12 protein-coding genes are annotated in these 12366 nt (G+C 33.8%); 7 read left to right on the top strand and 5 right to left on the bottom strand.

What is annotated here, in order from left to right; genetic code table 11:
* The first annotated feature begins 42 nt into the window (after positions 1–42).
* Positions 43–900, top strand: a complete 858-nt coding sequence (locus CA2559_RS01470) for a hypothetical protein (protein WP_158305526.1) — start codon at positions 43–45, stop codon at positions 898–900.
* Positions 901–968: 68 nt separating this feature from the next.
* Here the strand turns inward: CA2559_RS01470 and CA2559_RS01465 are convergent, their stop codons facing one another.
* The 4 genes from CA2559_RS01465 to panC are packed head-to-tail and all read right to left on the bottom strand — an operon-like array spanning position 969 to position 4336.
* Positions 969–2114 carry an alpha/beta hydrolase gene (locus tag CA2559_RS01465; RefSeq protein ID WP_013186056.1) on the bottom strand — a complete coding sequence of 382 codons (1146 nt, stop codon included), beginning with the start codon at positions 2112–2114 and terminating at the stop codon, positions 969–971.
* 36 nt (positions 2115–2150) lie between these two features.
* On the bottom strand, positions 2151–3119 hold the full coding sequence (locus CA2559_RS01460; protein WP_041240846.1) for a lysylphosphatidylglycerol synthase transmembrane domain-containing protein: 969 nt from the start codon (positions 3117–3119) through the stop codon (positions 2151–2153).
* A gap of 6 nt (positions 3120–3125) precedes the next feature.
* A complete protein-coding gene (gene panD / locus CA2559_RS01455) occupies positions 3126–3476 on the bottom strand; it encodes an aspartate 1-decarboxylase (RefSeq protein WP_013186054.1) in 351 nt (116 codons plus the stop codon).
* A gap of 8 nt (positions 3477–3484) precedes the next feature.
* Positions 3485–4336, bottom strand: a complete 852-nt coding sequence (panC, locus tag CA2559_RS01450; protein WP_013186053.1) for a pantoate--beta-alanine ligase — start codon at positions 4334–4336, stop codon at positions 3485–3487.
* A 108-nt stretch (positions 4337–4444) separates the two neighbouring features.
* On the opposite strand from panC, the gene CA2559_RS01445 reads away from it, so the two are divergent.
* The 6 genes from CA2559_RS01445 (at position 4445) to CA2559_RS01420 (ending at position 11428) form a co-directional block, all read left to right on the top strand.
* Complete coding sequence (locus tag CA2559_RS01445) at positions 4445–5263, top strand: glycogen/starch synthase (protein WP_041240845.1); 819 nt, start codon at positions 4445–4447, stop codon at positions 5261–5263.
* A 5-nt stretch (positions 5264–5268) separates the two neighbouring features.
* Positions 5269–6864, top strand: a complete 1596-nt coding sequence (locus tag CA2559_RS01440) for a DUF4270 domain-containing protein (protein ID WP_013186051.1) — start codon at positions 5269–5271, stop codon at positions 6862–6864.
* Between the two features lie 12 nt (positions 6865–6876).
* Complete coding sequence (gene glmS / locus CA2559_RS01435) at positions 6877–8724, top strand: glutamine--fructose-6-phosphate transaminase (isomerizing) (protein ID WP_013186050.1); 1848 nt, start codon at positions 6877–6879, stop codon at positions 8722–8724.
* A gap of 259 nt (positions 8725–8983) precedes the next feature.
* Complete coding sequence (gene atpD / locus CA2559_RS01430; RefSeq protein ID WP_013186049.1) at positions 8984–10489, top strand: F0F1 ATP synthase subunit beta; 1506 nt, start codon at positions 8984–8986, stop codon at positions 10487–10489.
* Positions 10490–10569: 80 nt separating this feature from the next.
* The gene (locus CA2559_RS01425) at positions 10570–10848 is read left to right on the top strand and encodes a F0F1 ATP synthase subunit epsilon (RefSeq protein WP_013186048.1); all 279 of its coding nucleotides are present in this window, start codon (positions 10570–10572) and stop codon (positions 10846–10848) included.
* 70 nt (positions 10849–10918) lie between these two features.
* Positions 10919–11428, top strand: coding sequence for a hypothetical protein (locus tag CA2559_RS01420; protein ID WP_013186047.1), 510 nt, complete (start codon positions 10919–10921; stop codon positions 11426–11428).
* Between the two features lie 105 nt (positions 11429–11533).
* On the opposite strand, the gene CA2559_RS01415 is transcribed toward CA2559_RS01420, so the two are convergent.
* A complete protein-coding gene (locus CA2559_RS01415; protein ID WP_013186046.1) occupies positions 11534–12250 on the bottom strand; it encodes a DUF547 domain-containing protein in 717 nt (238 codons plus the stop codon).
* Between the last annotated feature and the right edge of the window lie 116 nt (positions 12251–12366).

Here is a 12366-nt window from a genome sequence, read left to right as displayed (position 1 = left end):
ACCCATATAAACGACAAGATGAATATTAAAAAATATAACAAAATGAACCATTTAATTTCCAATAAAATGAGAGGTATTTTAGTTTTGGTAATAAGTCTTAACTTTTGCTATTCGGCTTCTAGCCAAGAAATTAAAGGAGAAATAATAGGTTCGGTAAGTGGCGTTTTTTCAACGTTAGATTACAGTCTTAATGGTGCAAGCCTAAGAAACGGAAAAGGTGGGCAAGTAGGTGTTCACTATGGCTATCATTTATCTGAAAATTATAGCTTGCAATTAGGATTAGAGTTCCAATCTGTTTCTTCATCTTCAAGGTATGAAGTTATAAGAGGTTCATATAATGCAACAGATAGTGAAGGTGAAGATTTTGAATTTAGGTATAGAGGTACAAATTTTCAAGAACAACAAAAAGCTCAATTTGTTTCAATTCCTTTAGTTGTTCAATATGAAACTTCCGGAGTCTCTAGGTTTTATATTGCTGTTGGTGGTAAGGTGGCATTGCCAATTGATACTTATTACGAAACAGATATAAAAACATTAAATACAAGTGGTTTTTATAGGCAATACAATGTTGAACTTTTTGATCCAGAGTTTGCCGGATTTGGAACTTATAGAAATATTAATGTAAATGACCAAGATTTAGAGCTAAAAACAGCTTTTAGTGCAACTTTAGAACTTGGTATAAAACAAATGCTTTCATCTAATAATTCAATATATATAGGGTTGTTTTTTGATTATGGTATAAATGACCTTTACGACGGTGAAGAGTTTGAAGATCTGGTTAATTACAGTAATGATATTCCATCTGAGTTTACTTATAATACTATTTTAGGGACAAGTAATGCTAGTGAGGTTAAATTAAACGCTTATGGTGTGAAACTAAAGTACAGTTTAGGAATATAGCAGTAAGCAAAAATTCAATAAAAAGAGCCCGCTAATTATTAGCGGGCTCTTTTTATAAGTATTTAAATTTAATAGCCAAAATCAGCTTTAATAGCATCAGATTTTTCCAACATTAGGTCTTTAGTTAAATTTCCTACCTCTTGCAAAAGAAAGGCACTTTGGTAAGTTCTCATAGCTTTTTTAGGTTCTCCTGTTTCCTCGTAAAATCTACCTAGGTAATAATTGCCAAGCATTGTGTCTGGATGCTCTTTTCTTGCAAGTCTTCCTAGTTCTTCATAATCATTCCATTTTTCTAGTTTTTCAATAGCAGCAGATATAGCTTGAAAATCATTAATTCTAATAGTGTTGTCTAAACCAAATAGCTCTTCAATAACATTATATTTTTCAATTAGGTAACTGTAAAGTGAACCCTCAATATTTAAAAGTTCTTCTTTGTACTGTTTATTGCTAATAGGTCTGTAAATAGAAAATATATCTTCAATAGCTTTAGGAATAGCTCTTCCAACAAGAGAATAGTGAGTTGCACCTTCAAAATCATCAAAATAGTAGTTTACAGCTGCATTGTCAACCAAAGACAATTGTTTGTCTGTGTAAATAACATCTTCTCTAATCGATTTTATATCATCTGTTCCAGTAGCCATATAAAACCAAGTTTTTTGTTTAATGGTAGACAGCTTTTCTGTTAAACGTTCTGCCATCATTGGTGCAAAATCTGGGCTTAAATTTATATAACCTTGAAATAAAGCCGGATCTTTAAATAGGTAGTAGTTTATGAAATTAGAGGTATAATCGTGACCAACGGCAATTACAAACTTTGCTGTCCTGTAATTTGTGTCTAAGTAAGGAAGCAGCTCCAGCCCAATAAATTCAAAGAAATTAGCGCCAGAATTTGACGGAAAATAATTTGTGTCATCAAAATAACCATCATCTATTCTTGTTTCTAATTGATTTATTCCTACAACTATGGCTTCTGGCATATCTTCCCAGTAGCTATAAAAGTCTACATTTCCAGCAACAGGCTCAAAAAGATAATCACCATCTAAAACTATAAATATAGGATACCTCTTTTCTGAATTGCTCTCATAATTCCTAGGCAATTGAATTTTTATTTCGCGATCCTCTCCAAGTTTTTCTGAATAAATAGTTTCATATTTTACTTGAGATATAGCTGAAAATGAAAATAATAAAGTGAAGAGTAGAAAATAATATTTCATGGGAAGCTTTTTTTGGGTTCCCCAAGATATAAAATTTTATGTTTTCTTTCTGTTAAGAATAGGTAGTAGTAAAAATGAAAGTCCTCCTAGCACAATATTTAGTAAAGTTTGTGATCCCCAAAGAATCCAACCAAAGGCTTCACCATCTTGTTTGTCTATATTAAAATATATTAAAATTGCGCCTATAGCAAATGGATATACTCCTATGCCGCCATTAGTTGCAGAAATAGCAAAAGACCCAACTGCAAAAGCTGCAAGAATACCAGCAATGCTTAAGTTCTCTGTTCCGGGAATACAATATTTAATAACACCAAACATAAGCACATAAGAGAGCCAGATAAATACTGTATGAAAGATAAACGCCCACTTATTCTTCATATGCAATATGCTTTTCATGCCGTCTAAAAGTCCTTCTGCAAATGTTCTTAGTTTCACAAAGAATTTGTGGGTAGAGCTCTTTAATATTCGAACACCTACTAGCACGCCAACCACTAATACAACAATAATTCCAACAGCCATTAAAGGATTAATATCTTGGTCATTAAAATAGTTCAACAAAGTGTCTGTCTGTAACAGTATAGCAGTAGCAACTACTAAAAGTAACATAATAAGGTCTGCAATACGTTCTGATACAATAGTCCCAAATGCTTTTTCAAAAGGAACTTTCTCATAGGTGGAAATAGTTGCACCTCTTAAGACCTCTCCAGAACGCGGTATGCCAAGGTTGGCCAAATATGCTACCATAACTGCCATAAAACTATTATAAAACTTAGGTTTATATCCTAAAGGTTCTAGAAGAAACTTCCATCTGTAAGCCCTAGATGCATGGCTTAGTAATCCTAATATAAGGGAAACGGCTATCCAAAACTTATCAGCTTCTACTATATTAACCCAAAGCTTTTCGCGTTCTTCCGGAGTTGCGCTAGACACCATATACCAAATTAAAAAAACTCCCAGTAAAAGTGGGAGTAGTGTTTTTAAAATTTTAGAAAGGTGTTTATTCAAAGTGGTTTATTTCAGAAGGTTATTCTCTTCATTAGGAAACACTAAAGACGGTTTAAAGTTCTTAGCCTCATCCATGGTCATCATACCATAAGTAATAAGAATAAGAATATCTCCTTTTGCAACTTTACGAGCAGCTGCTCCATTTAAAGTAATTTCACCACTTCCTCTAGGGCCAGGAATTGCATAAGTTTCAAGACGTTCGCCATTGTTGTTGTTCACAATTTGAACTTTTTCGCCTTCAACTAAATTTGCAGCATCCATTAAATCTTCATCTATGGTAATGCTACCAATATAGTTAAGGTCTGCACCTGTGACTTTCACACGGTGAATTTTAGATTTTACTACTGTTACAAGCATATTCAAAATTAGTAATTTAAAGAGACATTATCAATCAATCTTACGTCTTCTACAAATACAGCAATAAAAGCCCTGTATTTGTTGTTCTTATGTTTTCTCTTAATGGTTTTAAGTGTGTCTATGTTGGCAATTTCAAAATACTCTAGCTCTAGTGCTTCTTGTTTGTCAAATTCACTCTTAACCCATTCATTAAGTTGCCTTGCAGACTTATATTTAAAATCTTCTTTAACTTTTTGTAGTGTTTTGTAAATAAATGCAGATGCTTCTCTACGTTCTTTAGACAGACGTTCATTTCTAGAACTCATAGCTAGTCCGCTATTTTCTCTATAAATAGGACAACCTACTATAGTTACTGGCTGTTTGGTTAAAGAAATCAATTTCCTAACAATCTGTAATTGCTGAAAATCTTTTTCTCCAAAATATGCATAGTCTGGCTTTACAATATCAAAAAGAAGCTCTAAAACTGTGCCTACGCCGTTAAAATGACCTTGCCTGTATTTGCCTTCCATTTCATTAGCAATAGCTCCAAAATTATAAGAGTTAGAAGTGATATTACCATTATATAAATCTTCTGCATTTGGAGCAAACACAATAATATCGTTATGCAACGTTTTTAAAAGTGTCTCGTCTTTTGATAATGTGCGAGGATAGTTTTTTAAATCTCCAGCATTACCAAATTGCGTAGGATTTACAAAAATGCTTACCACAACAATTTCGTTTTGTGATAAAGCAGATGTCACCAAAGCAAGATGGCCTTTGTGCAAAGCACCCATTGTAGGAACAAAACCAACAGTGTTATTACCCGTTCTTTGAGAGTTTAGAAATGCTTGTAGAGATGTGGCGTCCTTAAACGTAGGCATTTATATTGTGTTAATGGCGTGCAAAAGTAAGATTAAAAATGGTTATTGGCTTAAATTTTTGTAATTTTGCGTGTTTTTTGAACCAAGTAACGCTTAAAGTAAAGACCTATGAAAGATAAGAGGATATTATACATATCATCTGAAGTAATACCGTATCTGCCAGAAACAGAAATATCGTCGATGTCTTTTGAGATGCCTCGAATGATAAACAGTATTGGTGGACAGATTCGAATTTTTATGCCAAGGTTTGGTAATATAAATGAGCGTCGTCACCAATTGCATGAGGTTATTAGATTGTCTGGTATGAATTTGGTCATTAATGATTTAGATATGCCGCTAATAATTAAAGTTGCATCTATTCCTAAAGAGCGTATGCAGGTTTACTTTATAGATAATGAAGATTATTTTAAACGTAAAGCTACATTAACAGATGAGGATGGAAATTTATTTCCTGATAATGATGAGCGTGCAATATTCTTTGCTAAAGGTGTAATTGAAACCGTTAAGAAATTAAACTGGTCTCCAGATATTATTCATGTTCACGGTTGGTTGGCATCTTTATTGCCATTATATCTTAAAAACTACTACGGTAATGAGCCTTTGTTTAAAGATGCAAAAATTGTGACATCGGTTTATAACTCAGGTTTTGAGGGTACTTTAGATGAAGACATGGCTCAGAAAATTATGTTTGATGGTATAGAAGATACAAGCGTTGCTCACATTGTTGAGCCTACTTTTAATGGTTTAATGAAAACATCTATGGATTTTTCTGACGCCATAGTATTAGGTAGCGAAGATCTTTCTGATGAATTGGTAGCGTATGCAGAAGCAAGCAAAAAACCAGTATTAGAATACAAAGGGCTTGAGAGTTTTTCTCAGCCGTTACAAGAATTTTATAGCACAAAAGTGCTAAATGATAAAGAATAAATTTAATGACTATAACTAAAAATTTTATAAAAGTAGCAGCTCTTCTAGTTGCTATTTTTTATTTAGGTTCATGTGAAGAAGAAGAGTTTAATACTGTAGGTTCAGATTTAATTCCTTCAGAAAATTTTGATGCATTACTGTTTGATGGAACTCAAATGGTTACATCACAACAAGATATTGTTGGTGTGCAAACAAATGGTTTGCCAACATACTTGTTGGGTGTTTATAATGATGAAATTTATGGGCAAACATCTGCAAGCGTCTTAACACAATTAGTTATGGCTTCTGCAAACCCAACTTTCGGAGATAATGTAGAGTTAGATAGTGTGGTTATGTCTATTCCTTACTTTAGCACACCTACAGCAGCAGAAGGAGATACTACTTTTTATAGTTTAGATTCTATTTACGGCAGTGGTCCAATTAAACTAAGTGTTCAGGAATCTGGATATTTTTTAAGAAATGTAGACCCAAACTCGGGAGATGGTTTTAGTAATGCACAACTGTACTACTCTAACCAACAACAAGAATTTGAAAATAACTTAAGAGATTTTGTGTTTTTTGAAGATGATAATTTTGAGTTTTCTAACGAAGAACTTGTATTAAAGAGATTAAATGAAGAGGACGATGATGAAGATGAAACAAATGATACAATTGTTGAGAGAGTTACGCCGAGACTTCGCGTGAAGTTAGATAGCACTTATTTTAAGAACAATATTATAGATAAAGAAGGTTCAGAGGAGTTGTTGAATAATAATAACTTTAAAAATTTCTTTAGAGGTTTGTATTTTAATGCAGAAGCTGTAAACCCTAATGGCTCAATGGCATTACTTAATTTTGGATCTACAAATGCAAATATAACATTGTATTACAGATCAGACTTAGAAGAGTCTAATGGTGGTACAGAAGGAGAGACAACTTCAGATAATACAACTAAGACCTTTGTGTTAAATTTCGGTGATATAATTGTAAACACCTATAAGACTCCATTTACGCCATCTCAAAACAATCAAAACTTATATATAAAAGGCGCTACGCCTAATATTGCTGAAATTGAACTGTTTAGCGATGAAGATCAATTAGATTCTTTAAAGCAACTTGACTGGTTGGTGAATGAAGCAAACTTAACATTCTATGTAAATCAGCAATTAGCAGACAATGGAGAGAAGGAGCCAGAACGTATATTTGTGTATGATTTAAATAATAATACTATCTTGTTTGACTATACTATAGATTTTACTCAAAATGCGACAGATCCAGTTAATTCTAGAATATTGCACTTGGGAAGATTAACAAGAACACAGAATGAATCTGGTAGTACAACAGACGAAGAAGAAACTGGTATTTTCTATAAGATTAAGATGACAGAATATGTGAAAAACATAATTCAAAACGACTCTACTAATACTCGAATAGGAGTAGCTGTTTCTCCTAACGTTGAAATTTTAGGGGATCTTAACGCAAAAACAAGTAACAGCTCAGAAGATGTTACAGTGCCTTTTGCAGCTCCATTATCACCAGAAGGTACAGTGCTTCACAGTAATTTGTCGCCTAATGAAGACAAGCGACTAAAATTAAGAATCTATTACACAGAACCAAACTAACAACCAAAAATTATGTGTGGAATTGTAGGCTATATTGGACATCGTGATGCGTATCCAATTATATTAAAAGGATTACAGAGATTAGAATATAGAGGTTATGATAGTGCTGGAATAGCATTATGGGATGGAAGTGAAATTCAACTTTGTAAGACAAAAGGTAAGGTAGAGGAGCTAAAACAAAAATGTGAGTCAAGTGCTACCATTAAGGGTAATATTGGTATTGGTCACACACGTTGGGCAACTCACGGTGTGCCTAATGATGTAAACTCTCATCCTCATTATTCAAACTCTGGAGATCTTGTAATTATTCACAATGGAATTATTGAAAATTATGACCCATTAAAACAAGAGCTCACTAAAAGAGGTTACACTTTTAAATCTGATACAGATACAGAGGTGTTAGTTAACCTTATTGAAGATGTAAAGAAAAATGAAAAAGTTAAGTTAGGTAAAGCAGTTCAAATTGCTTTAAACCAAACGGTAGGAGCTTATGCAATTGCAGTTTTTGACAGAAAAAAACCTAATGAAATAGTTGTAGCAAGATTAGGGAGCCCTTTGGCTTTAGGTGTTGGAGAAGATGAATTTTTTATAGCGAGTGACGCTTCACCGTTTATTGAGTTTACAAAAAATGCTATCTACTTAGAAGATGGCCAAATGGCAGTAGTAAGAAATCATAAAGATTTAAAAATATGGAAGATTAAAGATGATTCTTTAGTGGCGCCATATATACAAGAGCTACAGCTAAACCTTGAGCAAATTGAGAAAGGTGGTTATGATCACTTTATGCTTAAGGAAATTTATGAGCAGCCAGACGCAATCAGTGATACCTACAGAGGTAGAATGTTGGTGAATGAGAATCTCATCAGAATGGCCGGAATAGATGATAACATCGAGAAATTTCTTAACGCTAAGCGCATTATCATTGTAGCTTGTGGAACTTCTTGGCACGCTGGTTTAGTTGCAGAGTATATTTTTGAAGACATTGCAAGAATACCTGTAGAGGTTGAGTATGCTTCAGAATTTAGATACCGTAATCCAATAATAAACAAGGATGATGTCGTAATTGCAATTTCCCAAAGTGGAGAAACTGCAGATACTATGGCGGCAATTAATCTTGCAAAAGAAAACGGTGCATTTGTTTTTGGTGTTTGTAATGTTGTAGGATCATCTATCTCTAGAGAAACACATGCAGGTGCATATACTCACGCAGGACCAGAAATTGGGGTAGCCTCAACAAAGGCTTTTACAACTCAAATTACAGTGTTAACTCTAATTGCACTAAGATTAGCTAAGCAAAAAGGAGTGTTGTCTAATTCGCAGTTTAATGAACACTTAAGAGAATTAGAACAAATTCCAGAAAAGGTAAAGAAGGCACTAGAGTCTAATGAACATATAGAGGTTGTTGCAAGTAAATATAAAGATGCTAAAAACTTCCTTTATTTAGGTAGAGGATTTAACTTTCCTGTTGCTTTAGAAGGTGCTTTAAAACTTAAGGAGATATCTTACATACATGCAGAAGGGTATCCTGCTGCAGAGATGAAGCATGGACCAATTGCTTTAATAGATTCACAAATGCCTGTTGTGGTTATAGCTACAAGAAAAGGGCATTATGACAAGGTTGTTAGTAATATTGAAGAGATAAAATCTCGTGAGGGAAAAATTATTGGTATAGTTACTGAGGGTGATGTTGAAGTAAGAAAAAGAGCAGACTATGTTATAGAAGTCCCTGAAACTTTAGAAAGCTTAACGCCTTTACTAACTACTATTCCGTTACAGCTCTTGTCTTACCATATAGCTGTAATGTTAGATAAAAATGTAGACCAGCCAAGAAACCTTGCAAAGAGTGTTACTGTAGAGTAATTGTCTTGAAAATGGAATACTATAAATTTAAAGGAGCTCTAATTTAATTAGGGCTCTTTTGTTTTTGGCTAGTGTATAATAGTTTATATAAAGTACAGTGCTTTAGTAGTGGTTGTATTAAATATAAATATATGTATTCAAAAAACTTCAAAATTTCCGTATTGCATTTTAAATTAAAAAACTATCTTTGCACCTTGAAAATGAAGGGTACTTGTATCCTATTTTATATAAGCTAAATACACTAAAAACCATTTAGATAATGTCTAAAGTCACAGGAAAAGTTGCTCAAATTATTGGCCCTGTTGTTGACGTTGCGTTTGACACAGAAGGCGAACTTCCAAAAATTTACGATTCTCTTGAAATAAAAAGAGAAGACGGATCTATCTTAGTTCTAGAAGTACAATCACACATTGGTGAAAACACCGTGCGTACTATCTCTATGGACTCTACAGATGGATTGTCAAGAGGTACTGCTGTTGAAGCGACAAACGCTCCAATACAAATGCCTATTGGTGATGTTTACGGGAGACTATTTAATGTTGTAGGAGATCCTATTGATGGTATGGAAGACATGCCTAAGACTGGAGACAACGGTCTACCAATTCACCGTAATGCACCTAAGTTTGAAGATCTATCTGTATCTACAGAAGTTCTTTTTACTGGTATTAAAGTAATTGACCTTATTGAACCTTATGCTAAAGGTGGTAAGATTGGTTTATTTGGTGGTGCAGGTGTAGGTAAAACTGTACTTATTCAAGAATTAATTAACAACATTGCAAAAGGACACGGTGGTTTGTCTGTATTTGCAGGTGTTGGAGAGCGTACTCGTGAGGGTAACGATTTACTTCGTGAGATGTTAGAGTCTGGTATTATTAAATACGGAGATGACTTTATGCACTCTATGGAAGAAGGTGGATGGGATCTTTCTAAAGTAGATAAAACTGCTATGAAAGACTCTAAAGCAACGTTCGTATTCGGACAAATGAATGAGCCACCAGGAGCACGTGCTCGTGTAGCACTTTCAGGATTAACTATTGCAGAATACTTCCGTGATGGAGCAGGAGATGGTCAAGGAAAAGATGTATTATTTTTCGTAGATAATATATTCCGTTTTACACAAGCAGGATCAGAGGTGTCAGCACTTCTTGGTCGTATGCCTTCTGCGGTAGGTTACCAACCTACCTTAGCAACCGAAATGGGAGCTATGCAAGAGCGTATTACATCAACTAAAAAAGGATCTATTACATCTGTACAAGCGGTATACGTACCTGCAGATGACCTTACCGATCCAGCACCAGCAACAACGTTTGCTCACTTAGATGCAACTACTGTATTGTCTCGTAAGATTGCAGAGCTTGGTATTTATCCAGCGGTAGATCCGTTAGATTCTACATCTCGTATCCTTACTGCAGATATTTTAGGTAATGAGCATTATGACTGTGCACAACGTGTAAAAGAGCTTTTGCAGAGATATAAAGAACTACAAGATATTATTGCTATTCTTGGTATGGAAGAATTATCTGAAGAAGATAAAATGGCTGTAGGGCGCGCTCGTCGTGTACAGCGTTTCCTTTCTCAGCCGTTCCACGTAGCAGAGCAGTTTACAGGTATTCCTGGTGTCTTAGTAGATATTAAGGAAACTATTAAAGGCTTCAACATGATTATGGACGGTGAGTTAGATCACCTGCCAGAAGCAGCTTTCAACCTTAAAGGAACTATAGAGGAAGCAATTGAAGCTGGTGAGAAAATGTTAGCAGAGTCTTAATAATTAAGTACGACGTAAAAGTAGTTAGCTCTATTTTAATCTGCTAATTATTAATTACTAACTACTAAAAACGAACAATTATGTTTTTAGAAATTGTAACACCAGAAGCTGTGATATTAACTAGCGAAGTTGAAAGCGTTACCGTACCAGGTATTAACGGTGAGTTTCAAATGTTAGATAATCACGCGCCTATTGTGTCTATCTTAGAAAAAGGTAAAGTGCGTTTTAATGGAGATGTTTCTATTTCAGAAAATGTACGCAAGCTTTTCAAGAAAGATGAAAACGGTAAATGGACATTTGCTGTAAAAGGTGGCGTAATTGAAATGAAAGACAATAAAGTTATTGTTCTAGCAGACTAAATTACAAGCTTTAGTATATATTTAAAACCTGTAAAGTTTTCTTTACAGGTTTTTTTATACATTTAAATTAATGATTCAGAAGCCAAATAATATCATAATTTCAGACAGTCGAAGACCAATTTGGCATCTTCTAATTGCGGCAGCTTGTTATACCTGTGTGGTAGTTTTACTCTACACCTTTTTTGCAAATTTTAGGTTTGGTGAATCCTTAAGCAAAATGAAATCTATTTCTGGTATGCTGCAATCGGCTATAGTATTAACAGGAGTGGCTGTACGTTTTTCTATGCAAACAAATATTGTTTTTGATATTGATAATAATAGATATAAGAAACAATATGCGATATCTAGAATAACCTTTGGAAGGTGGAAAGACTTTAAGAGCTTAGATTATATATCTGTTTTCAAGTATAAAGCCTATGAATACCAAGTTAGTTTGTGGTATGACCGCAATCAGCATTGGAAAATAGTCTCTTATGAAGATAAAAAAGCTGCAATTAATCAAGGGATGTTATTAGCAGATAAGTTCGGCATAGGTGTATGGGATTCAACCGTAGCTAATAATGGAAAATGGATAGCTTAAACGGTTATTAAGCACCCTAAATTTAAAATGCCGACTACGAATCAACCGCAAAATTTTTAAGCTTCGAGGTTGAAACGATAGTGGCGAAATATGTGCTTTAATAAATTATTTAGTTATATCATTTAATGTCCAATCATAGGGATAAAAAGTAACCTTAGCATCTTCTGGAATCTTAGTGCTTCTAAAAGCGTTTGAAAATTGAATTAAAGATTGTCCATTCTTAGTGAAGTCCTCATTGTACCATTCCATGATTTGAGAAAAAGCCACTGAAGTGTCATTCACTTTTAAAAAATTAGGATTGTTAATGGCTTTTACAGTTTGCTCTTGTAATTGTTTATCTAAAAAATTAGGAGAATAGGCGTGATCTATAATTGGAGGACAACTTAGTGCACCACAAACTAGCACAAAATGAAAACGAGGCTCATTTGGAAATTTCTCTCTTAATAATTTGTTTTCGATATCATTTAAAGTAACTTTTTTTCCGCCTACAGAATATGTGGTGGTATCAAAGAATCCATCTATATCTAATGGAGACTTAATAGGATAAGAATCACTAATCCCTTTAATAACTAAAAGATTATACGTGTTAATCCAAAAGGCTTGATAAGTTTTGCTGTTAAGTAAAGATACGCTTATGTTTTTTGCATCATTTAATGCATCGTCAAGTAAATCTGAATCTTCTGAAATTGCTTTATAATCTACCTTATTTTGCTTTACGTATGTATTAAAAACTAGATCAGCTTTTTTGAAAAAAGATGCAGTAGATTGTGCGTGACTAACGCCTGTAAGTATACATAAAGCTATTAAAAGCAACTTTTTCATAAAATAAAATGTGTTTATTAAAATTTAAGTCGTGTATTATAAACAATAATTACATAAGCTTACAGTAATGTTTTGAACTAGAAGTACTTTAGTTTGTAAAAACTATAACTTAACAG

Source organism: Croceibacter atlanticus HTCC2559 (genome assembly GCF_000196315.1).
In the GTDB taxonomy this organism is placed as follows: Bacteria; Bacteroidota; Bacteroidia; order Flavobacteriales; family Flavobacteriaceae; genus Croceibacter; species Croceibacter atlanticus.
The sequence above is the reverse complement of the archived record's forward strand: the minus strand, read 5'-3'. Positions and strand labels throughout refer to the sequence as shown.